This window comes from Arthrobacter sp. Cr_A7, from assembly GCF_029222765.1.
Classification (GTDB): domain Bacteria; phylum Actinomycetota; class Actinomycetes; order Actinomycetales; family Micrococcaceae; genus Arthrobacter.
Window position 1 is genome coordinate 1 of the sequence record NZ_JARHXQ010000093.1, and the last position, 25246, is coordinate 25246.

Annotated in this window: 25 protein-coding genes; 16 read left to right on the forward strand and 9 right to left on the reverse strand. The window is 67.7% G+C overall.

Features of this window, described 5'->3' with window-relative positions; all coding sequences use genetic code 11:
* Positions 1-114 precede the first annotated feature (114 nt).
* Positions 115-378, forward strand: coding sequence for an antitoxin (locus P2Q66_RS05500; protein ID WP_079597232.1), 264 nt, complete (start codon positions 115-117; stop codon positions 376-378).
* A gap of 142 nt (positions 379-520) precedes the next feature.
* Complete coding sequence (locus P2Q66_RS05505) at positions 521-1795, forward strand: benzoate/H(+) symporter BenE family transporter (protein ID WP_275726211.1); 1275 nt, start codon at positions 521-523, stop codon at positions 1793-1795.
* Here P2Q66_RS05505 and zapE read toward each other — a convergent pair.
* Positions 1752-2789: a cell division protein ZapE gene (gene zapE, locus P2Q66_RS05510; protein WP_079597083.1), complete on the reverse strand. Its 1038-nt coding sequence runs from the start codon at positions 2787-2789 to the stop codon at positions 1752-1754. The two genes, P2Q66_RS05505 and zapE, sit on opposite strands and share 44 nt — an antisense overlap.
* A gap of 228 nt (positions 2790-3017) precedes the next feature.
* On the opposite strand from zapE, the gene P2Q66_RS05515 reads away from it, so the two are divergent.
* From P2Q66_RS05515 to P2Q66_RS05530, 4 genes are read left to right on the forward strand one after another with little or no spacing between them, the layout of a single operon-like run.
* Positions 3018-3941, forward strand: a complete 924-nt coding sequence (locus P2Q66_RS05515; RefSeq protein ID WP_079597084.1) for a sulfurtransferase — start codon at positions 3018-3020, stop codon at positions 3939-3941.
* Between the two features lie 30 nt (positions 3942-3971).
* Positions 3972-4436 carry a SufE family protein gene (locus P2Q66_RS05520; protein ID WP_079597085.1) on the forward strand — a complete coding sequence of 155 codons (465 nt, stop codon included), beginning with the start codon at positions 3972-3974 and terminating at the stop codon, positions 4434-4436.
* A 5-nt stretch (positions 4437-4441) separates the two neighbouring features.
* Entirely contained in the window at positions 4442-4954 is a 513-nt protein-coding gene (gene ybaK, locus P2Q66_RS05525; protein ID WP_275726214.1) for a Cys-tRNA(Pro) deacylase, read from the forward strand.
* Positions 4951-5700 carry a phosphotransferase gene (locus P2Q66_RS05530; protein WP_275726215.1) on the forward strand — a complete coding sequence of 250 codons (750 nt, stop codon included), beginning with the start codon at positions 4951-4953 and terminating at the stop codon, positions 5698-5700. The genes ybaK and P2Q66_RS05530 overlap by 4 nt, the downstream gene beginning before the upstream one ends.
* A 9-nt stretch (positions 5701-5709) precedes the next feature.
* Here the strand turns inward: P2Q66_RS05530 and P2Q66_RS05535 are convergent, their stop codons facing one another.
* Positions 5710-6999 (reverse strand): alpha/beta fold hydrolase, encoded by a 1290-nt coding sequence (locus P2Q66_RS05535; RefSeq protein ID WP_275726217.1) that lies wholly within the window; start codon positions 6997-6999, stop codon positions 5710-5712.
* A 113-nt stretch (positions 7000-7112) separates the two neighbouring features.
* On the opposite strand from P2Q66_RS05535, the gene P2Q66_RS05540 reads away from it, so the two are divergent.
* From P2Q66_RS05540 to P2Q66_RS05580, 9 genes are all read left to right on the forward strand, one after another.
* Positions 7113-7604, forward strand: a complete 492-nt coding sequence (locus P2Q66_RS05540) for a hypothetical protein (protein WP_079597089.1) — start codon at positions 7113-7115, stop codon at positions 7602-7604.
* Between the two features lie 14 nt (positions 7605-7618).
* The gene (msrB, locus tag P2Q66_RS05545; protein WP_275726219.1) at positions 7619-8143 is read left to right on the forward strand and encodes a peptide-methionine (R)-S-oxide reductase MsrB; all 525 of its coding nucleotides are present in this window, start codon (positions 7619-7621) and stop codon (positions 8141-8143) included.
* Positions 8144-8288: 145 nt separating this feature from the next.
* Positions 8289-9656, forward strand: coding sequence for a DUF6421 family protein (locus tag P2Q66_RS05550; RefSeq protein ID WP_275726221.1), 1368 nt, complete (start codon positions 8289-8291; stop codon positions 9654-9656).
* Complete coding sequence (locus P2Q66_RS05555; protein WP_275726222.1) at positions 9653-10390, forward strand: SDR family NAD(P)-dependent oxidoreductase; 738 nt, start codon at positions 9653-9655, stop codon at positions 10388-10390. The genes P2Q66_RS05550 and P2Q66_RS05555 overlap by 4 nt, the downstream gene beginning before the upstream one ends.
* Before the next feature lie 103 nt (positions 10391-10493).
* Positions 10494-11591 carry a low specificity L-threonine aldolase gene (locus P2Q66_RS05560; RefSeq protein WP_275726294.1) on the forward strand — a complete coding sequence of 366 codons (1098 nt, stop codon included), beginning with the start codon at positions 10494-10496 and terminating at the stop codon, positions 11589-11591.
* Positions 11592-11646: 55 nt separating this feature from the next.
* Positions 11647-12294: a DUF3000 domain-containing protein gene (locus P2Q66_RS05565; protein ID WP_275726223.1), complete on the forward strand. Its 648-nt coding sequence runs from the start codon at positions 11647-11649 to the stop codon at positions 12292-12294.
* 55 nt (positions 12295-12349) lie between these two features.
* Entirely contained in the window at positions 12350-13687 is a 1338-nt protein-coding gene (locus P2Q66_RS05570; protein ID WP_275726225.1) for an HRDC domain-containing protein, read from the forward strand.
* 164 nt (positions 13688-13851) lie between these two features.
* Positions 13852-15120, forward strand: a complete 1269-nt coding sequence (locus P2Q66_RS05575) for an acetyl-CoA C-acyltransferase (protein ID WP_275726227.1) — start codon at positions 13852-13854, stop codon at positions 15118-15120.
* Positions 15117-17282 (forward strand): 3-hydroxyacyl-CoA dehydrogenase NAD-binding domain-containing protein, encoded by a 2166-nt coding sequence (locus tag P2Q66_RS05580; RefSeq protein ID WP_275726229.1) that lies wholly within the window; start codon positions 15117-15119, stop codon positions 17280-17282. Before P2Q66_RS05575 ends, P2Q66_RS05580 begins: the two co-directional genes overlap by 4 nt.
* Before the next feature lie 10 nt (positions 17283-17292).
* On the opposite strand, the gene P2Q66_RS05585 is transcribed toward P2Q66_RS05580, so the two are convergent.
* The 3 genes from P2Q66_RS05585 to P2Q66_RS05595 are packed head-to-tail and all read right to left on the reverse strand — an operon-like array spanning position 17293 to position 20465.
* Positions 17293-18846 (reverse strand): ATP-binding cassette domain-containing protein, encoded by a 1554-nt coding sequence (locus tag P2Q66_RS05585; protein ID WP_275726230.1) that lies wholly within the window; start codon positions 18844-18846, stop codon positions 17293-17295.
* A 2-nt stretch (positions 18847-18848) separates the two neighbouring features.
* Positions 18849-19592, reverse strand: a complete 744-nt coding sequence (locus P2Q66_RS05590) for an energy-coupling factor transporter transmembrane component T (RefSeq protein ID WP_275726231.1) — start codon at positions 19590-19592, stop codon at positions 18849-18851.
* A gap of 30 nt (positions 19593-19622) precedes the next feature.
* Positions 19623-20465 carry an ECF transporter S component gene (locus P2Q66_RS05595; protein ID WP_275726232.1) on the reverse strand — a complete coding sequence of 281 codons (843 nt, stop codon included), beginning with the start codon at positions 20463-20465 and terminating at the stop codon, positions 19623-19625.
* A gap of 189 nt (positions 20466-20654) precedes the next feature.
* Between P2Q66_RS05595 and P2Q66_RS05600 the strand changes: the two genes are divergently transcribed.
* Positions 20655-22079, forward strand: a complete 1425-nt coding sequence (locus P2Q66_RS05600; protein ID WP_275726234.1) for a mycothione reductase — start codon at positions 20655-20657, stop codon at positions 22077-22079.
* Positions 22080-22084: 5 nt separating this feature from the next.
* On the opposite strand, the gene P2Q66_RS05605 is transcribed toward P2Q66_RS05600, so the two are convergent.
* From P2Q66_RS05605 to P2Q66_RS05620, 4 genes are read right to left on the reverse strand one after another with little or no spacing between them, the layout of a single operon-like run.
* Positions 22085-23110 carry a nucleoside hydrolase gene (locus P2Q66_RS05605; RefSeq protein ID WP_275726236.1) on the reverse strand — a complete coding sequence of 342 codons (1026 nt, stop codon included), beginning with the start codon at positions 23108-23110 and terminating at the stop codon, positions 22085-22087.
* A gap of 6 nt (positions 23111-23116) precedes the next feature.
* Positions 23117-24094 carry an aldo/keto reductase gene (locus P2Q66_RS05610; protein ID WP_275726237.1) on the reverse strand — a complete coding sequence of 326 codons (978 nt, stop codon included), beginning with the start codon at positions 24092-24094 and terminating at the stop codon, positions 23117-23119.
* A 9-nt stretch (positions 24095-24103) separates the two neighbouring features.
* Positions 24104-24664, reverse strand: coding sequence for a hypothetical protein (locus tag P2Q66_RS05615; protein ID WP_079597102.1), 561 nt, complete (start codon positions 24662-24664; stop codon positions 24104-24106).
* Complete coding sequence (locus P2Q66_RS05620) at positions 24661-25242, reverse strand: DUF402 domain-containing protein (RefSeq protein WP_275726295.1); 582 nt, start codon at positions 25240-25242, stop codon at positions 24661-24663. The genes P2Q66_RS05615 and P2Q66_RS05620 overlap by 4 nt, the downstream gene beginning before the upstream one ends.
* Positions 25243-25246: the final 4 nt, after the last annotated feature.

Below are 25246 nucleotides of genomic sequence, written 5' to 3' on the forward strand. Positions count from 1 at the left end.
CATCCGCTCCGGGCGAACACCGAAAGCTCCCAATTTCCTTGGCAGCCTTCCCTGGCGGGGCTAGGATCGAAGGCGCGAGGAGCGACCTGGCTCCGCGATTGAAGGGAGGTGCTCGTGGGACTAATTGACGATCTAAAGGGCAAGGCTCAGGGTCTCATCCATGGCAACGAGCAGGCCATCAAGAACGGCATCAGCAAGGCCGGCGATTTCGTCGACACCAAGACCGGAGGCAAGTACTCCGGCCACGTCGACAAGATCCAGAATGGCGCTTCCAAGCTCATTGACAAGAACGGAACCCCGGGCCAGGCACCTGCCGCCGAGCAGGTTCCCCCGGTTACTCCCGTCAACCCGGTTCCGCCGGCTGACAGGACTCCGTAAAGGATTTGGCCAGGGCCTTGCCCTAGCACGTCAAGGGGGCGCGGGTCCCGCCGGGAGGCGGCACCCGCGCCTTTGGCGTTCTAAAACAGCAGGTGCCGCTTCCGATTGCCTGTCCGAGCGGGGGCGCCGGTAACCTGCGGGTATGGCGAAGTCCTCCCCACTCAACTCCCACCAGGCCGGCCAGCCCTCCGGATTCGATTCCCGGCCCGTTGTTGCAGGCATCGTCACCGCCCTGGTGGGCTTCACCTCATCCTTCGCCGTGGTGCTGGCCGGCCTCAAGGCGGTGGGCGCCGACCCGGCCCAGGCGGCGTCCGGCCTGCTGGCCCTGACCCTGGCTGTCGGCGTCGGCGTGCTCCTGCTGGCCTGGCGCTCCAAAGTCCCCGTGACACTTGCCTGGTCCACGCCCGGCGCAGCGCTCCTTGCCGCATCCGGAACAGCCGACGGCGGGTGGCCAGCCGCCGTCGGGGCCTTCATCGCTACCGGCATCCTGATAGCCCTGACGGGCCTGGTTCCTTCACTTGGCCGGCTGATGTCCAGGATTCCCACCACCCTGGCGCAGGCCATGCTTGCCGGAGTCCTCCTGCAGCTCTGCCTGGCCCCGTTCAAAGCCCTGGGAAGCGTCCCGCTGTTTGTGGCCCCGGTGATCATCTGCTGGCTGCTGATGATGAAATTCGCGCCGCGCTGGGCGGTTCCGGCCGCCCTGCTGGTGGCGCTTGGCGTCATTGGCATATCGATTGCGGCCGGCGGGAGCGGGCTGGGCGCCGGAAACTTCCTGCCGGCTCCCGTCTGGACCACGCCCACGTTCAGCCTGCAGGCCATGGCGGGGATTGCCCTTCCGCTGTTCGTGGTGACCATGGCCTCGCAGAACGTCCCCGGCGTGGCTGTCCTCCGGTCCTTCGGATACGAAACCCCGTGGCGCCCGTCCATGCTGGTGACGGGCGCCGGCACCCTCCTCGGTGCACCATTCGGCGGGCACGCAATAAATCTTGCTGCCCTCAGCGCGGCCCTTGCCGCCGGCGAAGAGGCCGGCAGCGACCGGAGCAGGCGCTGGGTGGCCGGTTTCACCTCGGGGTTGGCCTACCTGGTACTGGCTGCCTTCTCCGCCGCCCTGGTAACTGTGGTTAACGCCGCACCCGCCGGGATGCTGGAGGCGGTGGCGGGACTGGCGCTGCTGGGAACCCTGGCCGCGGCGGTCTCGTCCGCGCTGGCGGACGCAGAGGACCGGATCGCCCCGTCCGTCACTTTCCTGATGGCGGCTTCCGGGCTCGCCTTCGCGGGGATCGGCTCGGCCTTTTGGGCCCTTCTTGCCGGCCTGGCGGTGCGGTCACTGCTCGTTCAGCGCGGTGACCGGTCCCCGGCGGACGAGAAGCCCGTCAGGACGGTTCGTGGTTCTGGCCCTCGCGGGCCAGTGCGGTGAGGCGGGAGACGGCGCGGAAGTACTTCTTCATGTAGCCGCCCGTCATCATCTCCTCGGTGAAGAGCTTGTCGAACGGGACGCCGCTGGCAAGGATGGGAACATCCTTGTCATAGAGGCGGTCGGCGAGAACCACGAACCGCAGCGCCACTGCCTGCTCGGTGATGGTTTCCACGTTGCGCCACACCACGCCGTCGATGCCGTCGATCAGCTGGCGGTAGCGGCTGGGGTGCACGCCCGCGAGGTGGTGGATCAGCGTGGCGAACTCGTCCTGGGCCACAGTCTTGCCGTCGAACTCCGCCTTCATGTGGGACGAGAGTTCGCTGTTCTTCAGCGGTGCCGGGGCGGCGGGCAGTCCGCGGTGGCGGAAGTCCTCGCCGTCGATCCGGATCACGTCGAACTGGTCGGCCAGGACCTGGATTTCGCGCTGGAAGTCCACGGCGGCGAACCGGCCGTCGCCCAGGGAGCCCGGGAGGGTGTTGGATGTGGCGGCAAGCTTGACACCGGCGTCGGCCAGCTCGCGCATGAGACGCGACATCAGGACGGTGTCGCCCGGATCGTCGAGTTCAAATTCGTCGATGCAGACAAGTTTGTAGCTGCTCAGGGCATCCACGGTTTTGCGGAAGGACAGGGCACCCACCAGGTTGGTGTATTCCACGAAAGTGCCGAAGGCCTTGGGGCCCGGCGCCGCATGCCAGAGGGACGCAAGCAGGTGGGTCTTGCCCACGCCGAAGCCGCCATCCAAGTAGATTCCGGCACGGGAGGTGTCCTTCTTGCCGAACAGCTTCTTGAACAGGCCGCCGCCGTCGCCCGATCCCACGCCCTCGGCAAAGCCCTGAAGGGCGCGGACTGCTGCGGCCTGGCTGGGCTGTTTGGGATCCGGACGGTAGCTGGCAAAGGAGACCTGGCCGAATCGCGGCGATGGAAAGAATCCCTTGAGGAGTTCATCCACCGAAACTGCCGGAGTGCGGGCGGCAAGCTGTTCGATCTGTACCAAGGTGGTCCGTTCTGCTGGTAGGAGGTCCCCAGAAAGGATACCGGCAACAGGCTGCAGCCCCGGGCTTCATTCGCCCCGGCAGCCGGATGCGTGATGAAGGCAACATTTCGTCCTGTTAACGGAATACGGACATCGCGTGGGGCGCTGGCTAGTGTGGGACCAGGTCCCAACACCGGCGCCCTTCCACATTCAGCTGTCCTCCCGTGTTCTCAATGAAAGGCCAACGCTATGCCCTACCCCGTTGAACAGAACGAGAAATTCGCTGCCTACGCCCACCCCGAGCGGCTGGTCTCCACCGAATGGCTTGCCGCGGCCATTGAAAGCGGCGCGGTAGCCAACGGTGAACTGGTTGTCGTCGAATCCGATGAGGACGTCCTCCTTTACGAAACCGGCCACATTCCGGGTGCCGTGAAGATCGACTGGCATACCGACCTGAACGACGAGGTGACCCGGGACTACGTGGACGGCGCCGCCTTTGCCGAGCTTGCGGCGTCAAAAGGCATATCCCGGGACAGCACCGTGGTCATCTACGGTGACAAGTCCAACTGGTGGGCCGCCTACGCCCTGTGGGTCTTCACCCTTTTCGGCCACCAGGACGTCCGCCTGCTGGACGGCGGGCGTGACAAGTGGATTGCCGAAGGCCGTGAGCTGACCAAGGAGAAGCCGGCCCCCGCACGCGGCAGCTACCCGGAGGTCGAGCGCAATGACGCTCCCATCCGCGCGTTCAAGGAGGATGTCCTGGCGCACCTGGGCAAGCCCCTCATCGACGTCCGCTCCCCCGAGGAATACACCGGCCAGCGCACCCACATGCCTGCCTACCCGGAGGAGGGCGCGCTGCGCGGCGGCCACATCCCCACCGCCGCTTCCATCCCCTGGGCACGCGCCGCCGCCGCTGACGGCACCTACCGCAGCCGTGAGGAACTTGAGGCCCTGTACCTTGGCGAAGCAGGCCTGGCTGAAGGTGACGACGTCGTGGCCTACTGCCGCATCGGCGAGCGTTCCAGCCACACCTGGTTCGCCCTTAAGTACCTCCTGGGCTTCGAGTCCGTCCGGAACTACGACGGTTCCTGGACCGAGTGGGGCAACGCCGTCCGCGTCCCCATCGTCAAGGGCGCCGAGCGCGGTTCCTTTCCCGTCCCGGCAGGAGTCTGACGGGAGTTCCTCCCGCGTAGAATTGGACTGATGACTACTCAAGCCCTGCCTTCCGCCCTGGCGGCGATCGTGGACGACTTCCAGGCCCTGACCGAACCCGAGAGGCTCCAGCTGCTGCTGGAATTCTCGGAGGGACTGCCCGAGCTTCCGGACCGGCTCAAGGACCACCCTGAGCTGCTGGAGCAGGTTGTGGAATGCCAGTCCCCGCTGTTCCTCACCATCGAGACGGAGAAGAACGACGACGGCCCGGCAGCTGCCGCCGTGCGGCTGTTCTTCAAGGCCCCGGCCGAGGCTCCCACCACGCGCGGTTTCGCCGGTGTGCTGCATGAGGGCCTGGACGGGCTGACAGCCGGTGAGATCCTGTCGGTGCCGGACGACATGCCCGAACTGCTCGGCCTCACCCGGGCCATCACGCCGCTCCGGATGCGGGGCATGACGGCAATGCTCGGGCGGATCAAACGCAAGGTGGCCGCCACGTCCGGCGTCCGCGCCTAGAGCGTATGGCACGCAAAAGCACCGCGCAGGGAACTCCGGCCACAGCGGCACTGACCGCAGCCGGGGTTCCCTTTGTGCTGCACCCCTATACTCATGATCCTTCAGCGGCCAGTTACGGCGCGGAGGCTGCGGAAGTCCTCGGCATCGACCCGGCCCGGGTCTTCAAGACCCTGATGGTGGAGGTCGAGGGCAAGCTGGCGGTCGGCATCGTGCCCGTCAGCGGAACGCTTGACCTCAAGGCCTTCGCCGCCGCCCTGGGTTTCAAGAAGGCTGCCATGGCGGATCCCGCAGCTGCCCAGCGGCGCACCGGCTATGTCCTCGGCGGCATCTCTCCGTTGGGCCAGCGGCTCCCCTCCCCTACCGTGCTGGACTCGAGTGCGCTGGCGCTGGATACCCTGCTGGTTTCGGGAGGCAGACGCGGCCTGGACATCGAGCTCGCGCCCGCCGACCTGGTACGCCTGACCGACGCCGTGACAGCGCCCATCAGCTCGCTGGCACAGGGCCACGGGCACGAGTGAGCGAAGAGCAGGCCCTGTCCGGCGGCAACGCTTCGGATTTTGTTGTGCTGGTCGGCAATACCGTGCGGAAGCCCTGGGAAACCTCCACCCCGGATGTGCATCACTTTCTTTCCGTCCTGGCGGCTGCGGGGCTGGATGTTCCGCGGGCCGCGGGACAGGACAACGAGGGCCGCCAGGTAATCGAGTACGTCGAAGGAACCCTGGCCATCGACCGGGGGCAGCTGGAAACGGCCGATCTCCACAAGGTGGGCGGCATGATCCGGGCCATCCACGACAACAGCCCTTTGTGCACCCCGGAGGACGTCAGCCGATGGAAGGTGCTCATCCCCGCACCGGAAGCCGAGCTGATCTGCCACAACGACCTCGCCCCGTGGAACCTCGTGACGGGTGACCGCTGGGTGTTCATTGACTGGGATGGCGCCGGCCCCAGTTCACGGCTCTGGGATCTTGCCTACGCTGCACAGTCATTCGCCGGTTTATGGGAAGGTGCGGACCCCCATGAGGCAGGCGTCCGCCTTCGCGCATTCACGGACGGCTACCGCGCGGATGAAGGGCAGCGGCGGGCGCTTCCGCAGACGCTCGTCCACCGCGTACAGGCAATGTACGGCCTCTTGCAGGAAGCAAAGGATTCGGGGCGCCAGCCATGGGCGCGCATGTACGACGACGGCCACGGGGAACACTGGAAAGCCTCGGCGGAGTACGTCGCACGGCACATCGACGTGTGGCGGAGCGCGCTCCTCAGCTGACGGTGGCCCCTACTGGCCAGGGCGCGGGGATCCGGCCGCAGTCGCAGCACCGGGGTTCAGCCGCGGGGCCAGCTGTTGCCGCAGCCACGCCTTCACCAGCCTCTCCCAGCGCTCCGGATCAACGTTCCACTCTTTCGTGTGCCGTGCACGGCTGAAGGTCTCAAACGTGACCATCTCCGGGTTACGTTCGGCCAGCAGGGCTGACGGTTTGTACGGCACGTACTCGTCGTCCACGCTGTGCAGGATCAGCGTGGGAGTCCGCAGCTCCACGGCGCGCGACACCCAGTCCATCGCTTTGAGGTCAACCGGGGCAGCGAGGCCGGTGAGCCGGCGGCCGAGCGGGTGCCCCAGCATCAGCTGCCCGTAGCGGCCCACCAGCGACGGGATGCGGTTCAGCTGTGCGTGGTGGGCCAGGACGTTCACCCAGTCGATCACCGGCGCATCGAGCACCATGGCGCGGATCAGGTGGCGGTAGCGGGACAGATCGGCGGCCTGGAGACAGATGGCGCCGCCCATCGACCAGCCGAACAGCACGATCTCCTCGGCTCCCTTGCCCAGCGCATACTCGATGGCAGCCTCGACATCCCGCCACTCGGTGGAACCCAGGCCATACCGGCCGTCGTCCGCCGACGGCGCCAGCCCGTCGTTCCGGTAGGACACCACCAGGCTGGTGAGTCCAAGCTCCAGGGCCGGCCCCACCGCGCGCAGCGCCTCCTGCCGGGTGGCGCCGCGCCCGTGCACCATCACCGCCCAGGTCCGGGCGGTACCTCCGGCGCGTACCAGCCAGGCCGGCGCTTCGCCGCGGTCCACCGGGATCATCACGTCCTCCGCAGGAATTCCGACGGCGGCCGGGTCCGGGTAGGTGGCACCGCTCCACCAGCCCCAGCGCGCCGTGGAGAGGTCACCGGAATACACGGCCTCCACCTCGCGCAGGACCGTCCTTTCAGCCGGCGAATAGGAGACGATGCGGCCGATGCGCGCATGCCCCTTGCCGCCGTCGAAAAAGAATCCGTACACCCCCTCCATCGTGGTGTCGTCAGTGGCTGCCAGGATCACCTGCTGCTGCCGGCCGTCCCGGATGACCGCCAGCACTTCCTGGTCGGCCGTCCTCTGCCGGGACGGCGTGATGACCCGGCGCGCAAAGTAGACGGCGAGCGCAGACGAACCCGTGGCGAGGAGTCCGGCCAGGGAAATCCCACCGATGGCCCCGCCGATGGCCCACTTGGTCCCCAGGGACATTCCGCCGTCCTCGGGGGTGCGGACAACAGGGGCAGGGCTGGTGCGCTGGAAAAGAGCCATGGCACTATTCTTACCGCCTCGAAACGGAAGCCCACATTCCGCACCGCGGTGGCGGCCGCGGGCGGAGCCGAAGATTGAGTGCGGCGCCCCATGCACAGGGCTAGGCTAAGGCCATGAGTGATCCCATCGTCATCCTGACCGAAGAACCCCTGGGGGCGGACGACCGCCTGAACATAGAACGGCTCGTGGACGGATCGGATTCCAGCCTGCTGGTGCTGGTGCCGGCAAACACCGAGCGGCACCTGCTGGTGGACTTCCTGGAGAACCTGTCCATGCTGGACATCGCCAAAGCCTTCCGCGAGCTCACGTCCCACACCCCGGACCCCACCACCGAGCGGGCGCAGGCATCGGAAACCCTTGCCGTGTCGCTGGCTGCGCTGGAAGGACTGGGCAGCGGCGTCACCGGTGAAGTTGTGGACGGCGGCGCGGTCAACGGGCTGGTATCCAGGGTCCGCGAAACGGGTGCCTCACAGGCAGTGGTGATTACCCGGCCGCACGCTGTGGCCGATACCTTCCATACCGACTGGGCCAACAAGGCCCAGGACCAGCTGGGCCTTCCCGTACTGCACCTGTACGCGGGCTCGGGATTTATCGGCGACTCCTAAGCGTTGGCATTCCTATGAGCATCTTCGGAAACAGCATTTTCGGCAACAAGGCCACCGACGCGGTGGCAGATCCAACGGCAGGACCGGGTGAGCCCGACGCAGGGAACGCCACGGTCCAGAAAAGCGACGCCGAGTGGCGGGAAGAACTCACGCCCGAGGAGTACCACGTCCTGCGCCAGGCCGGTACCGAGCGCCCCTACACGGGAGAGTACTGGGATACCCACACCGCGGGGGTCTACCAGTGCCGGGCGTGCGGGGCGGAACTGTTCACCAGCAACGAGAAATTCGATTCGCATTGCGGCTGGCCGTCGTTCTGGGCTCCCCTGGCTGAAGGCACCGTCCGGTACATCCATGACCGCACGCTGGGCATGGAGCGCGTGGAGGTCCGCTGCGCCACCTGTGATTCCCACCTGGGCCATGTCTTTGAAGGCGAGGGCTACGGCACCCCCACCGACCAGCGCTACTGCATCAACTCCGTGTCCCTGAAACTGGTTTCGAACGAAAAGCCGCAGGTCAGCGATGGTAACCCGGGAAACTGATTCCCCAGCGGCGGTCATGTCTCGCCCAGGTGATCCCGTCCTCTAGCCACAGCATTTCTTAGGCTAGGCTGCTTTTCAGATTAGTTCTGCTGGTTGCTTGCTACGCTCGGCAATAGTTAGCAAGCAACCAGAAAGGCAGCCGACGATGACTGAAACCCTGACCGCCGCCGTCACCGGGATTTCCGCAAACAACCAGGACTGGCTCCGGCTTAAGGCAGCAGCCACCGCCCTCCAGGCCCTCCAGGTCCAGGACGGGTCCATCCCGGACACGGCCGCGCACAGTGAAGCCTCCGCCCAGACCAAGGTGATCATTGACGCCGTCAGTGCACTCTCCCCTGCCTTCCCGCACGACTCCGCGTACCTGGACGCCGTCTGCGCAGACTTTTCCGCCTGGGCAGCCGGTGGATTCGGTGTTCCCGACTTCCTCTCCTCGCTGCTCGCTTTCCAGCCGCAGGAGCAGCGCCGGGACGGACTGCAGCACCTGGTGGTTTTTCCCATGTACACCCAAAACGGCAGCAGCAGCCGCCTGGTGGAGGCTGTCCTGATCGAGGTCATCTGGCCCGAGTTCATTGCCGGCCTGGAAGGCGGCGACTACTCCAACAAGCTGTTCGTCCCCATCCGCTTCCTGGACTTCACCGCCGGTTATGACACCAACTCGGCGGTGCTCTTCCCCGAGACCGTCGCCGTGCGCGAAACCCCCACGTTCACGTGGGGTGCCATCTTCGCCGACCGCGAGGCAGCCCGCTTCCGCCGCGTGCTCAAGGCCGCCGCCGAAACCACGTGCCTGGAACTGCCGGAGGGCGCTGCCGAAATGCTGGCCGACCAGGACCTCACGGAAGCCGCCTTCGTGATGTGGGACCTCATCCACGACCGCACCCACATGCGCGGCGACCTGCCGTTTGATCCCTTTATGATCAAGCAGCGCATGCCGTTCTTCCTGTACTCCCTCGAGGAACTGCGCTGCGACCTCACCGCCTTCCGCGAGTCCGTCCGCATCGAGAAGGACGACGACGCCGACCCGGAGGCACGCCGGCACGCCAAGCTGGTGCAGTACGCCATCATCTTCGACCGGATCTTCCGCTTCGCCATCACCGGAAGCCGTGTCCGGAACTACGACGGCCTGGGCGGACAGCTCCTCTTTGCCTGGCTCCACCAGCAGCATGTCCTGCACTGGACCGACACCCGGCTCACCATCGACTGGGACGAAGTGGCCGACGCCGTCATTGCACTGGGGGCAAAGATCGACGACCTGTACTGGCGTTCCATCGACCGGCCCAAGACCGCGCACTGGCTCGCCGCGTACGAACTGGTTTCGGAAACTGTCACCCCCCACCCGGCGTCCGTCTGGGCGAAGGGTCCGGCTGCCCTTCCCCTGTCCGGCGCCCCACGCGGCCTGACCGACCAGGTGCTGGATGATGAATTCCCGCTGTCCATGTTCTACGAGGCATTGGAGAAGAAAATGCGCCCGGTCATCGAATCAACCGCCGGAATCACGGGCAGTTCCGCCCTATGAGCGGGCCGCACGGCGCGGAACCGCTGAAACTCACCGTCCTGGTCACGGGCGGCAGCGGAGCCTCCGGGGTGGCAGTAGCCCGTGCGCTGCGGGACGCCGGGCACCGGGTGGTCACCGCGGGGTCCGACCAGGCGCGGATTGAGGCTGCTGCACGCCAGGCGGGCGAGGGCGTCACACCCCTCGTGTGCGACCTCGCCAGGCTCGACGACGTCCGGCAGCTGCGGAACGAAGCCTCCGCCGTTGCCGGGCCCGTGGACGGCGTCATCCACCTGGTGGGTGGCTGGCGGGGAGCGAAGGGCATCCCGGACCAGTCGGACGAGGACTGGGACTTCCTTCACCAGGCCGCCGTCACCACGCTGCGCAACGTCTCCCGGGTCTTCTTCGACGACCTCGCTGCCTCCCGCCACGGCAGGTTCGCCATGGTGTCTTCCACCGCCCTCGACAAGCCAGGGGCGGCAGTGGCCAGCTACGTCGCCGCCAAGGCGGCCGCCGAAGCGTGGACCATGGCCATGGCGGACGGGTTCCGCAAGGCAGAAGCGGCCGACGGCGGCGGGCAGGCTGCCGCCGTCGTGCTGGTGGTGAAGGCCCTGGTGGACGATGGACTGCGCCGCAGCCACCCGGAAAGGTCCTTCCCCGGCGCGACGGACGTCAAGGACCTGGCCACCGCCGTCGTGGGACTCTTCAGTTCCCCGGCAGACGACGTAAACGGCACCCGCCTCCGGCTGGCGCCGTAGGCGGACCAGCACCGTATGGACCAAGACAGCACGGTGCCTGACTATTCGGTGCACGACTGTACGGTGCAGTGAAGATACATAGACTGAAAGCGTGAGCAAAGGCATGACAACAACAGCAGAAACAGGCGCGGCCATGCGGCTGCACGACCCCACCGTGCGGGGCTTCGCGTCGGACAACTACTCCGGCGTCCACCCCGAAGTCCTGGCCGCACTGGCGGCAGCCAACGACGGCCACCAGGTCTCCTACGGGGAGGACGACTACACCGCGCGGCTGCACGAGCTGATGGTGGAGCATTTCGGGCCGGGCATCGAGTGCTTCCCCGTATTCAACGGGACCGGCGCCAACGTGCTGTCCCTTCAGTCGCTGCTCCCCCGCTGGGGTGCCGTGGTGTGCGCCTCCACCGCCCACATCAACATGGATGAGAACGGCGCCCCGGAACGCATCGGCGGCATCAAGCTGCTGCACGTCCCCACGCCGGACGGCAAGCTCACGCCCGAGCTGATCGACCGGGAGGCCTGGGGCTGGGGCGACGAGCACCGCGCCCAGCCGCTGGCCGTGTCCATTACGCAGACCACCGAGCTTGGCACCTGCTATACGCCGGAGGAAGTGCGGGCCATCGCCGACCACGCCCACGCCAGGGGCATGAAGCTGCACATGGACGGCGCACGGCTGGCCAACGCCGCAGCCCACCTCCAGGTACCGCTGCGTGCCTTCACGCGCGACGCCGGCGTAGACATCCTTTCCTTCGGCGGCACCAAGAACGGCCTGCTGTTCGGTGAAGTGGTGGTGGCACTCAATCCCGAGGCCGCGCACGGCCTGGTCTACCTGCGGAAAATGAACATGCAGCTGGCCTCGAAGATGCGGTTCATGTCGGCCCAGTTCATTGCCCTGCTCGAGGGCGACCTCTGGCTGCGGTCCGCGTCGCATGCCAACGCCATGGCGGCCCGGCTCCGCGCTGCCGTCGACACCATCGACGGCGTCCAGCCAACGCAGAAAACCGAATCCAACGGCGTCTTCGCCATCCTGCCCCCGGGCGTGGCAGACAAGCTGCGCACCTCCTTCCGCTTCTACGACTGGAATGAGGCAGCCGGCGAAGTGCGCTGGATGTGTTCCTTCGACACCACCAAGGAGGATATCGATGCCTTCGCCGCAGCGATCCGCCATGAACTCCGCGATCACCGGAACGGGCAGTCCGGCTAAGCCGCCGGCGGCGAGCCTTCCCGTCCTGCCCCTTCCCGTTGCGTAACCTGCGAAGGTGAACGCACTTGACCAGGTTCCCCCGGACTTTCTCCACGCGTTGGGAACCCTCAGGAAAGCCCAGTGCCGCAGGGAACTCCGCCTCGCGGAGATCCCCGCGCCGGCACGCCTGGCACCTTTCGCCGTCGCGCTGGGTGCGGAAGTCATGGCACCGGGCACCGGAACCGCCACTCCCCTGCACGGCCCCGCCGCAATGGCCCTCGCCTCCGCGGCGGGGACCGGGGACGACGACGAAACGGAGCTGGCTACCGGCCGTTTCATCCTGCTCCATGACCCCGACGGCTCGGCAGTCTGGGACGGCGAGTTCCGCATTGTCACGTACATCCGGGCCGAACTGGAACCGGACATGGGCAACGACGAGATGCTCGGAACAGTCGCCTGGACCTGGCTGGTGGAGGCGCTGGAGAACCACAAGGCGCAGTACCGGGCAGCCGGCGGAACTGCCACCCGGGTCCTCTCCGAGAGCTTCGGCACCCTTGCGGAACGGCCCGGCTCCATCGACATCGAGCTCCGCGCCTCGTGGACGCCGGCATCCCCGGACGTCACGGCACACCTCGAGGCCTGGTCTGACATGGTCTGCACTTTCGCCGGCCTGCCTCCGCTTCCGGACGGCGTGACACCCCTGCCGCACCGGCGGCGGAACTAGGCATGGCCCCGCCACCACCCGTCCGCGGCCTGCCGGCCGGTAAACTGGGGGCATCATGACCCCTAATATTCCGGAAAACACCACGGTCGGCGTTCCGGCTGCTGATACCGCACCCCACATCACGGTGGAAGGCTTCGACAGCCCCATCCCCGAAATCATCGAACTTGCCGCGCCCCGGGACGGCGTACCGCTGGTCATCGAGACGCAGGCCGGCCTGGAGCGCTGCGCCGCCGCCATCGCCGCCGGAACAGGCCCGGCAGGAGTCGACGCCGAACGCGCTTCCGGATTCCGGTACGGGCAGCGGGCTTTCCTGGTCCAGATCCGCCGCGAAGGGGCCGGGACCTGGCTCATCGACCCCGAACCCTTCGAGAACCTGGACATCATCAACGATGCCCTCCGCGGCGTCGAATGGATCCTGCACGCTGCCAGCCAGGACCTGCCCTGCCTCTCAGAGCTCGGCATGTGGCCGGACAAACTCTTCGACACCGAACTGGCCGCCCGCCTGGCCGGACTGCCCCGGGTGGGCCTGGCCGCGGTGATCGAACAGCTGCTGGGGTTCGGCCTCGCCAAGGAGCACTCGGCCGCCGACTGGTCCACCCGGCCCCTGCCCGAGCCGTGGCTGCGCTACGCCGCCCTCGACGTCGAGGTCCTTACCGAACTGCGCGAAGAACTCGTGGAACTTCTCGAGGCGGACGGAAAACTCGACTACGCCGAGCAGGAATTCGCCGCCATCCTCGCAGCGGGCGTGGCCCCGCCCCGGGTCGACCCCTGGCGGAAGACCTCCGGCCTGCACCAGATCAGGGACCGCCGGCAGCTTGCCGCCGTCCGGGAACTGTGGCTGGAGCGCGATTCGCTGGCGCAGAAAAGGGATGTGGCACCGGGCCGGCTGATCCCGGATTCCGCCCTGGTGGCAGCGGCCAAGGCCATGCCCGCCACGGTGCCGCAACTGCTGGGCACCAAGGGATTCCACGGCCGGGCGGCCCAGCGGGAAGCCCCGCGCTGGCTGCGCTGCATCGCCACCGCACGCGACCTGGAAGAACTTCCGCCGCTGCACCTGGCCACCAACGCCCCGCCGCCGCCGCGCGTCTGGGCAGACCGCGACCCCGAAGCGGCCGCACGGCTGGCCACTGCCCGGCCCCTGCTGCAGGAGAAAGCCGACCAGCTGAACCTGCCGCTGGAAAACCTGCTGACTCCGGATTACCTGCGGCGCGTGGCATGGCGTCCTCCAGCTGAAATCAGCGAAGCATCGGTGGCCGCTGAACTGCGCACCCTGGGTGCACGCGAGTGGCAGGTCGGACTGGCGGCACCCCTGATCACCCACGCTTTCCTCAATCCACAGCCCCTGCCGCCCAAGGAGCCCAAGCCGGCTGCCGCCGTACCGGCGGAACAGTAGCCCCTCCCGGTAGTTCGGCTCCGCACCGGCCGCCCCCGCCGGAAGGCACGGGCTCTCCTCTTGCAGGCTAAGTTACTGGCGAGTAACATCGGGTTCACTGCCGTCATGATGCTGCCGCAGTCCGGCATGCATTCAGGCGCCTACGTCTCGATGAGGAGTTAAACGTGAGCCACCACGGTAGCGGCGCATCCCAGCGCACTGTCCGCGACATCGTCTTTGTTGACGGCGTCCGCACACCATTCGGCCGTGCCGGCGAGAAAGGCATCTACGCCGGAACCCGCGCCGACGACCTGATCGTGAAATGCATCCGCGAACTGCTTCGCCGCAACCCGTCCCTGCCGCCGGAGCGCGTGGATGAAGTGGCCATCGCAGCCACCACCCAGACCGGTGACCAGGGCCTCACCCTTGGCAGGACTGCAGCCCTGCTGGCCGGCCTGCCGCGTACCGTCCCCGGGTTCGCCGTCGACCGTATGTGCGCGGGTGCCATGACCGCCGTGACGTCCACCGCCGGAGGCATTGGCTTCGGCGCCTACGACGTAGTCATTGCCGGCGGGGTGGAGCACATGGGCAACCACCCGATGGGCTCCGGCGCCGATCCCAACCCCCGCTTCATGTCGGAGCGACTGGTTGACCCGGCGGCACTGAACATGGGCAACACCGCCGAAAACCTGCACGACCGCTTCCCGGCCATCACCAAGCAACGTGCCGATACCTACGCCGTCGCGTCCCAAGCCAAACTTGCCGCCGCCTACGGAATGGGCCTGATCCAGCCGGACCTGGTTCCGGTGGCTGCCCGGAAGCCGGGTGAGGGGTGGACTGTCCACAGCGTTGACGAACCGCCGCGGCCCGGCACCACCATGGCGGACCTGGACGCCCTGCGGACACCCTTCCGGCCGCACGGCCGGGTCACCGCCGGAAACTCCGCCGGCCTGAATGACGGCGCCACCGCTGCGGTGTTGGCCTCCGCAGAGGCCGCCGCGGAGCTCGGCCTGCCGGTGAAGATGCGCCTGGTCAGCTATGCCTACGCCGGGGTGGAGCCCGAGGTGATGGGCATCGGCCCCGTTCCGGCCACCGAGAAGGCACTGGACAATGCCGGGCTCACCATCGGGGACATCGGCCTGTTCGAAATCAACGAAGCCTTCGCCGTGCAGGTCCTCAGCTTCCTGGACCATTTCGGGATTCCCGACGACGACCCCCGCGTCAACCGCTACGGCGGCGCGATCGCCGTCGGGCATCCCCTTGCTTCCTCAGGCGTCCGGTTGATGACCCAGCTCGCCCGCCAGTTCGAGGAGGATCCCTCCGTCCGCTACGGCATCACGGCCATGTGTGTGGGCCTGGGCATGGGCGGCACCGTAATCTGGGAAAACCCCCACCATCCCGACTACACCGGAACCACATCCGCAGCGTCGGCAACTGAAGGAGCCACGGCATGAGCGCCGCAGATTTCATCGAGTTCGCCGCCCTGTTCCCCGACGAAACCGTCACCCACGCGCTCGTCCGGGACATCGAACTGCCGGCCGCCGCCGGCAAGCCAAGCCCGGGAACCTTCGCCCTCATCACCCTCGACAACGGCCTGGACCACTCCAAGCCCACCACGCTGGGACCCAGGACACTTGTGGAACTCGGCAAAGTGCTGGAAGGCCTGCGGGAGCGGGCCGCCCGGGGCGAGATCGCCGGCGTCGGCGTGACGGGGAAGCCCTACTACCTGGTGGCGGGCGCAGACCTTTCAGCGGTGAAGGCACTTGAGAAGCGGGAACACGGGCTGTGGATGGCGCAGCTGGGGCACGACGTCTACCGCACGCTCGCCAACCTGGGGGTTCCCAGCTTCGCGTTCATCAACGGTGCAGCCCTGGGCGGCGGGCTGGAAATCGCCCTGCAGTCCACCTACCGCACCGTGTCCACGGGTGCCGGAGCCCTGGCACTGCCGGAAGCCTTCCTTGGCCTGGTACCCGGCTGGGGCGGGGTCTACATCCTGCCGCGCCTGATCGGCCCGGAAAACGCGGTCAAGGCAATGATCGAAAACCCGCTCAGCAACAACCGGACACTGACCGGACCCCAGGCCTTCGAACTCGGCATCGCCGATGCCCTCTTTGAGCCGGCGGATTTCCTGGAGCAGTCCCTGGCATGGGCCGCGGAAGTCATCTCCGGCGGTCTGATGCCGGAACGTGCCAACGCCGTCGACCCCGCCGCGCCGGATACCGCAGCCAGGTGGGCTGCCGCAGTGGCAGCAGGACGCCGGTTCGTGGAGGCAAAGACCTCACATGCCGCACCCGCCCCGGGAAAGGTCCTTGACGTCCTGGAGGCCAACCGCGCCATGACCCAGGCGGAGTCTGCAGAGCTGGAATGCGAAACACTTGCAGAACTCATGCAGACCGACGAGTTCCGCGCCACGGTGTACGCCTTCCTTGACCTGGTCCAGAAACGCTCCAAGCGTCCCGCCGGTGCACCCGACCGCAACCTGGCCCGTCCGGTCACCAAGGTAGGCGTGGTGGGTGCCGGTCTGATGGCCAGCCAGCTGGCGCTGCTCTTCGCCCGCCAGCTCAAGGTCCCCGTGGTGATGACGGACATCGACCAGGCCCGCGTGGACAAGGGAGTGGGCTACGTCCACGCCGAAGTGGACAAGCTCCTGGGCAAACAGCGGATCAGCCAGGACGCCGCCAATCGCACCAAAGCGCTGGTGACGGGATCCGTGTCCAAGGACGTGTTCGCCGACGCCGACTTCGTCATCGAAGCCGTCTTCGAAGAACTGAACGTCAAGAAGCAGGTGTTCGCCGAGCTCGAAGCCATTGTCACCCCTGACTGCATCCTGGCCACCAACACCTCGTCACTGTCCGTGACCGCCATGGCCGAGGACCTGCAGCACCCGGAACGGCTGGTGGGCTTCCACTTCTTCAACCCCGTGGCCGTGATGCCGCTGCTGGAGATCGTCAGGGCCCCGCGGACCGATGACGCCGTCCTCGCCACCGCCTTTGAACTGGCCAAGGCGCTCAAGAAGACCGGGGTACTGGTCAAGGACGCCCCCGCGTTCGTGGTCAACCGCATCCTGCTGCGCCTGATGGGCGAAGTCACCGCCGCCTTCGACGAAGGCACTCCGGCAGACGTGGCGGACAATGCCCTGCGGCCCATGGGCCTGCCGATGACCCCCTTCACGCTGCTGGCCATGGTGGGGCTGCCGGTGGCCCAGCACGTCCAGGAATCACTCAACGCCGCGTTCGGCGACCGGTTCCCGGTGTCCGCCAACCTGCAAAAACTCATCGACAACGGAGTGAAGGCCCTCTGGGAAACCGCCCCGGACGGCACGCAGGAAATCCCGCAGTCCACGCTGTCGCTGATGTCCTTCGGCACCAGCCCCTCCACCGGCGAAGACGTCCTGCGCCGTACCCAGGACGCCCTGGCCCAGGAGATCGGACTGATGCTGGACGAAGGCGTGGTGGCAGGCCCCGAAGACATCGACCTCTGCATGATCCTCGGCGCGGGCTGGCCCATGTTCCTCGGCGGCATCACCCCGTACCTGGACCGGGTGGGGGCCTCGGAACGCGTCAACGGCAAGCCCTTCCTGCCGCCGGGCAGGGCGTCCCGCCCGGCCGCGGGATAACCGGACCGGTTCAGGCTTCTACAAGCCGGCCGGCGTCGAGCGCAATGGTGCGGTGCGCCGCCGATCGTGCGTAGCCCAGGTCATGGGTGACCAGCACGACGGCGGCGCCCTCCGCCGCCGCGGACCGGACTGCCGCGTCCAGGACGGCAAGCCCATCGCCGTCGAGGGCGACGGTCGGCTCATCCAGCGCGAGGACGGCGGGTTTGCGGGCCAGAACTGTTGCCAGGGCCAGCAGCCGCTGGCGGGACGCGGGCAGTTCCGCGGGGTGTTCGCGGGCTGCCGCTGAGAGACCGACGGCCGCCAGTGCCGCCGCGGCCCGTTCCCCTGCCTCATCCTGCCCAAACAACCGGTCCAGGCCGAACCGGACCTCCCGCAGGACGGTGCGTTCGAACAGCTGCTCGCGCGGGTGCTGGAACAGCAGGCCCACCGCGGCTGCCGTGGAACCGACCGGTCTTCCGGCAATGTCCTCCCCCTGCACCAGGACGGTTCCGGTGGTGGGCCTCAGCAGGCCGTTGAAGTGCCGGAGAAGCGTTGATTTTCCCGCACCATTGGGCCCGGTGACGGCCACGATCTCGCCGGGAGGGACGGCAAGGTCGATCCCCTGCAGCACCGTGGAACGGATGTCAGGGGTACGGGAGCCCCGACGGCGTTGCCACGCGAAGCCCTGCCTGGCGGGACGGCCGTCCTGCCGGTACCCGAAAGAAACCCCGCGGAGCTCCAGAGCCGGGACGGAATGTCCGGCCTGGCGGGGAACCGGCGCGGCGCCGCCCGCCCAGGGCCCGTCGTGGATGCGCCGGATACCCGCCAACACCGCCGGTGGCCCTGCCTCCAGCGCGGCGGGCGTTCCGCTTGCCTTGACCGTGCCGTCCGCCAGGACGATCCAGTGATCGGCTTCGCGGACCAGCCCGTCCACCATTTGGCTAAGGATGACGACGGCGGTGCCGGCCTTCACGAGGCCCCGCACCAGGTCACCCAGTTCGAGGGCGCCCGCAGCGTCAAGGGAGGCGAAGGGCTCATCCATGATGAGCACCGGCGGGCGGGTAATGATGGCGCAGCCGATGGCAAGGCGTTGAAGCTGGCCGCCCGAGAGCCGGGCCGGATGGCGACCCAGCAGGTTGCGAAGTCCCAGCAGGCCCGCCGTCTGCTCAACGGCTGCCACCATGGCGGTACGGTCCATCGCGGAGCTTTCGAGGCCGAACGCGAGTTCCTCCGCCACGGTGGCCCGGACCGTGGACAGGACGGCACCAGCATCCTGGGGAACAAAGCCCACCTGCCGGCCCCACTGCGCGGGGTCAATCCGGGGGTCCCCGGCGTCGCCGTTGAACTGAAGCCGGGTGCCGGTGAGCTCCAGGAACCCGGTGAGGTTCCCGCCGGGTCCCGGGGGCAGCCAACCGGCAAGGAGCCTTCCCAAGGTTGTTTTGCCGCTGCCGGAGGTGCCCAGGACGGCCGTTAGGGTCCCGGGGACGACGGCGACGTCCACCCGCTGAAGGACCGGCCCGCCGCCGTCGTGGAAGGTGAACTCCCGGATGCCGGCCGCCATAGCCGGCTCTGCGGAATACGGCATGCCTAGCCTCCGGCCCCGGCCGGCCATAACCGCCAGGCAACGGCAACCGCAGCCGCCCCGACCAGGAGCATGCGCAGGAGGCGCTGGATAACGGAGTCGGGGACCTCCCGGTAGCTGGTGCGCGGCCCTGGTCTGCTGAAACCGCGGGCTTCCAGGGCCGCGGCGCGGGTTCCGGCGTCCTCCACCAGGGAGAGGACCAGCGGGATGGCCTGCAGCCGGAACGCCGCCACTTTATGCAGCAGACCGCGCCGGATGACCAGCCCACGGGACTCCTGGGCCTGCCGGATCCGTCCCGCCTGCGCAGTAATGGCGGGCAGCAGGGTCAGGGTGGAAGCCAGCACAAAGCCGAACCTGCCGTGGACGCCGCGCGACGGCAACGCGGCCACCAGGTCCGGAACGTTGACGCTGAAGGAAAACACCAGCAGGGCCAGGACGGCGGCTGAGAGTTGGGCCGCCCGTTCCCCGGCAAAGGCCAGGCCTTCGGCGGTTACCCGGGCCGGGCCCAACTGGGCCAGGACAGTCCGGCCCTCGGGAAAGGACAGCCCGTGCACGATCAGCAGGGACAGGCCCAGCGGCACCAGCACGGCCGCGGCCGCAGGCACCAGCCGCCGGGCGGTGCCACCGGCAGCTGACAGGGCCAGTGCACCCGCACCCACGGCGAGGGAAACGGGCCAACTCGCTGCCGCCGTCGTGATAACCGCCGTGCTGCCGGCAAAGGCCAGGGAGGTCAGCGGGTGGAGGCGCATGGGCTGGTGGTTCCTGTTCAGGAGGTCTGTTCAGGAAGTCTGTGTGGCGCCCTGCGCTGCTGCCGGTTCGTTCGTGGTTCGGGCCAGGACGCGGTGCCTGCGGACAAACGGGAACTGCAGCCGGGTCCGCCGCGGCAGCGCGTAGACCAGGACGGCCACCACGGTGAAGACGATGGCCTTGTCCATGGGGTCGGAAATGAGCGCCTGCTTGGTGATGGCTGCCAGGAGGGTGTCGCCCATGGAGCGGAAGGCGCTGACGATCGCACCGGTGGCCACACCGGACGTGCCGCCGAAGACGAAGGCTGCCACCGGGGCGGACACCACACCGCCAATGATGCCCGTGGCGAACCCGGCTACAGGGGCGAGATAGAAACGGCGGAACAGGCCGTAGCGCGCGGCCAGGCCGGCGAGGCAGCCGATCAGGGCGGCCCCGGCGGCGAACGGCAGCACGGTGGGATTGAAGAAGGACCAGACGATGCTGCTGAGTGCCCCGGTGGCCGCACCCGCTGCGGGTCCTGCCAGCACGGCGATCAGCACCGTGCCGATCGCGTCAAGGTAGAACGGGACCAGGGTGCTGCCCACGAACTGGCCGAGCACGATGTTCAGGACAAGAGCCACCGGGATCAGCACGAGGGTGGAGGCAGGGAGCGTGGGCAGGACCGCCACGATGAGCAGGATTGCCCCCACCAGGAAACCTGAAAGGGCGATCAGGGCCGAGGCGCTGCCGGGTCCGCCGGTGATGTCCGCGGGCTGGTTCAGCACCAGGTAGATGTAGGTCCCGGCAATGGCCAGGGCGCCAAGGATTTGCAGCAGCCGGCGCCTGCGGGCAGCAGCGGGCGCCGGGGACGGCAACGTCAGGGAGGGCGATGACATGGGGTTCCTTCTGGGTGCTGGCATGGGAGCCCGGAGATCCCGGGCGGAACGGAACGCCACCTATGTCACCTCGGTGGCAGCCGCCGGATTCTGCAGCGACATACTGCAACCGGCGGGCCGCGGACCATTCTACCGGGACGTTGTGCGGCATGGCTGCTGCCGGGCGGACGGTGCCCTAGACTCCCCCTTATGCCCCACTACGACCTTGCCATCATCGGCTCCGGCTCCGGCAATTCGCTGATCACCCCGTTCTGGGACGGCAAGCGCGTGGCGTTGATCGACGGCGGGGTGTTCGGCGGCACGTGCCTGAACGTGGGCTGCATCCCAACGAAGATGTTCGTGTACCCGTCGGCGCTGGCGGCAGTGCCCGCCGAGGCCGGCCGCCTGGGCGTTGACCTGACCCTGGACAAGGTGCACTGGAACGGCATCCGGGACAGGATTTTTGGCCGGATAGATCCGATATCCGCAGCCGGCCGTCGGTACCGGGCGGACGAGCTGGACCACGTGGACCTGTACGAGGAGTACGTCCGCTTTACGGGACCCCGCGCGCTCCGCACCGCCTCCGGTGTGGACATCACGGCGGATCAGGTAGTGGTGGCGGCGGGCTCGCGGGCGGTTCTTCCGGACGTGCCGGGAGCCAACCTTCCCCAGGTCCACACGTCGGATACCGTCATGCGGCTCGAGGGTGCGCCGGAGAAGGTGGTGGTGGTTGGCGGCGGATACATCGCCGCGGAGTTCGCTGCCGTTTTCCATGGTTTTGGCGCGGACGTCACCCAGGTGAACCGGTCCGGGCGCCTGTTGCGCGGCAACGACCCCGAAATTTCGCGTCGCTTCGCCGCGGCGGCGGCAAGGCGCTGGAAGCTGGAGCTTGGCTACCACCTGCAGTCGGTGGAGGACAGCGGCGACGGCCGGGCCTCCGCAGTGTTTTTGGACGACGCCGGCCACAGCCTGAGCGTGGCGGCGGACATTGTCCTGATGGCCACCGGCCGGGTGCCCAACACGGACCGGCTGGACGTGGAGGCCGCAGGGTTCGACCTGGACGACGACGGCACGCTGGCCGTCGATGAAAACCTCCGGATTCTTTCGGGCGGGCAGCCGCTGGCGGGCGTGTACGCGCTGGGCGACGTCGCGAATTCCTACCAGCTCAAGCATGTGGCCAACCGGGAAGCCCGGGTGGTGGCCCACAACCTGGAGCACCCGGGCCGGCTCCGGCCCATGGACTACGCCGCAGTGCCGGCTGCTGTTTTCTCCAATCCCCAGGTGGCCTCAGTCGGCCTGACAGAGGATGAGGCCAGGGCGCAGGCTGCACCGGGGACGGAGATCGTCACCGCGATCCAGGAGTACGCGTCCACGGCGTACGGCTGGGCAATGGAGGACGAAGAAGGCGTGGTCAAGCTCATCGCGGAGCGCGGTACGGGCCGCCTCCTCGGAGCGCACATCCTGGGCCACGAAGCGTCGCTGCTCATCCAGCCGCTGGTTCAGGCGATGGCCACGTCAGTGCCGGTGCACCAGCTGGCGCGGGGTCCTTTCTGGATCCACCCTGCGCTGATGGAAGTGGTGGAGAACGCCCTGCTGGCGCTGGATGTGGACCTGCCGGAGGATGCCCCGCTGTAGGGTCCTCAACCCACCCGGGCCGCGAGGCTCCCCACCGCGGACACCAGTTCGCTGAAGGCCTGCGCCGGGTTGTTGCCGGACACCACCCTGGCGTTGGGCGGGACGCCCCACAGCCCGCGGAAATCGGCCACGGTGGTTCCGACCAGCAGCGGGGACACCGTTTCGACGTCCACCGTTGCCGGCCGGGCGCTGTATTCCAGGGTGCCGGCCGCCACCCCGGCGGCGAAGAAGTCGTGGACGTGGGCCAGGTAGCCCTGGTCGTACAGACGGTGGAACTCGAAATAGAAGCGCAGGGCATCGGACAGGTGCCTAACCAGCGCATTGTCCGAGGCACTGCGCTGCCCCTCGGGCTGGTCCGGGAGCACGAGCTCGGGGACCATGGCCCCCGCCGCTTCCGCCAGTTGCCGAACGTGCTCCGGGTGCATCTCCATCCGCTCCGTCGTGTCCAGCGAACAAACGATGGGCAGCTTGTCGAAGGGCCGGCCCCGGTAGGCGGCGTACACCTCCTTGGCCGCATGGGGGTCCACGTGGGTGTTCCATTCCGCGGTGGGAGTGGTGTTGCCCTGGTAATAGAAGCAGCCGCCCATGATCACGACTTTGGCCAGCAGGTCAGGCAGTGCCGGCTCCTTGCGCAGGGCCAGGGCGAAGTTGGTCAGCGGCGCCGTGATCAATGCCGTGAGCTCCCCCGGCCGGGACCGGGCATGTTCGATCCAGAGGTCCACCGCGTTCCGCTCCGATACCTGACCTGAAGGTTCCGGCAGGACGGCGTGGCCTATCCCCTGGGGCCCGTGCGTTTCAGGTGTTGTCAGCAGCGGTATGGACAGCGGACGGCGGGCGCCGATGGCCACTTCCACGCCGGGCCGGCCGCACAGTTCCAGCAGGGCCAGGGTGTTGCGGGCCACCTGGTCGGCATCGACGTTTCCCGGTGTTGCCGTGACCGACACGAACTCCGTGTCCGGAAGTGCGGCGAGGTAGGCCAGCGCCAGGGCATCGTCGATGCCGGTGTCGACGTCGAGGAGGTAGGCGGTCACGGCGGCCTAGAAGAGCGCGATCTTGGGCGCCGCGGGGAAGATGCTGTCCAGCTCGGCGAGGTCCGCATCCGACGGCACCCAGTCTGCCGCTGCGGCGTTTTGCCGGACCTGCTCAGGCCTGGTGGCACCGGCAATAACGCTGGCCACGGACTTTTGGGCCGCCAGCCAGGAAAATGCGACCTCGATTTCGGTCAGGCCGCGCTGCTTCGCGAACCGGCTGAACGCGCCCAGCTGTTCCCAGTCGGCGTCGTGCACCATGTTCGTGCGGGTATGGCTGAGCCGGGACCCCTCCGGTGCGTGGCCGGGCGCGTACTTGCCCGTCAGCAGCCCGTTGGCCAGCGGGAAGTACGGGAGGACCCCCAGCCCGAATTCCTCTGCTGCGGGAGTCACCTCGAGTTCCGCGCGCCGGTCCAGGAGGTTGTAATGGTTTTGGGTGGAGATGAAGCGGGCTCCACCCAGCTGCCGCGCCACGTACTCAGCCTGGGCGATCTGCCACCCGGCCCGGTTGGAGTGGCCGATGTAGCGGACTTTTCCGCTGCTGACGAGCGCGTCGAGCGCGGCGAGGGTCTCCTCGATGGGCGTCAGCGGGTCCGGCGTGTGGAACTGGTACAGGTCGATCCAGTCCGTGCCCAGCCGGCGCAGCGAGGCTTCCACCGCCTGGATGATGTAGCGCCGTGATCCGCGGGCGCCGAAGTCGAGGCCGCTGGCACCCTTCATGTCCATCCCGAATTTGGTCGCCAGGACCACGTCCGCGCGCCTGTTGCCCAGGGCCTTTCCCAGCATGGTTTCGCTCAGCCCGGGTTCGCGGCCGTACGTGTCGGCGACGTCGAACAGGGTGATCCCGGCATCGAGGGCCGCGGAGACCACGGCGTCGGTGGCCTCCTGGGATTCGGTGGCGGTGTTGGCGCGGCCAAGGTTGTTGCAGCCCAGGCCCACCGTGGAGACGGTCAGGCCGGATTTTCCAACGCGGCGGTACGTGGTCACGGACGGCTCCTAGAGGCTGAAGCCGGTGGCGGGCTTGGCGGAGTGCTTGAGTTTGAAGTTGGCCGGCTCATTGAAGGGCGCGGCTCCGATGCTGAGCTTGGTGAAGTCCAGGTCCTCGCCGCGGGCGCAGATCTTGATGGCGTTGACGGCCTTGTTCACGTCCGGGCAAAGGCAGAAGATGTTCAGCTTGTAGTCGGTGAATTCGGAGCGCTCCACGGTACCGAGCCCCCGCCATGCGAGGTGGCTGATGAGGGCGTCCTTCGCCTTTTCCTCCAGGTAGCGGTCCCGGTCGGTGCCTTCCCTGGTCTTCAGGGCGAACTGGGCCACCACCCAGAACTGTTCCCCCTCCGGGATCTCCGCGTAGCCGTCCTCGGCGCACTGCACGGCGAAGGCGTCCAGGAGGCCCTCGGCGGCATCAGGGTCGGCGACGTCCGTCTCTTCCGTTGTGCTCTGGTGTCCCACAACGCCGAAGTTCATCACGAACTGGGCGTAGTCCTCGTCGAACCAGGCCTCCCTGAAGTGGAGGGTTCCCTCGTCGTCGCGCTTGTAGACCCTGACTATTCCGCTCATCCACGTCCCTTTGTGAACCATTCGACGTCGGTACCGTCGAAAGGTGCCTGCTGTGCCTTGACGGCCTGGTAAAGCTTTTCTGCGGAGGCCTGGAGGGACTCTGCCAGCGCTGTGGGGTAGTCCATCGCCACCCGGTGTTCAGCGAATTCGTCCTCGTCGTCAATAAAGACACCGCGGCTGGCCGTCCGGACCACGTCCAGGTCCATGTCGATGACGTGGAACTCTGTGACTTTCGGGCGGATGGTGTTCCACTCGTGCGCGACGGCCAGGTCGATGTAGATCCGCACCCCGCCGGGGTGGGCGTCATCGTAGAAGGTGGCAACCCAGTCGCCGTCGCGGGGTACCAGGAGCACGGCGTCGGACTTGGTGTAAAAGGCGGCACCGGGCCGGGAACAGAATTCGTTGGTGCCCTGGAAAATCCACCAGCCGTGCCGGTCCTCGCCCAGGTAGCGGCCCGGCACCACCCAGTGGGCTTTGCCGTTCCACTTGCGGTTGCGCGCCACCACCAGCTGTCCGGGCTCCAGGCCTTCCGGAACACGGGTCCCCGCGGGGTGGTCCTCCGCCGCCGGCTCCCGCAGGACC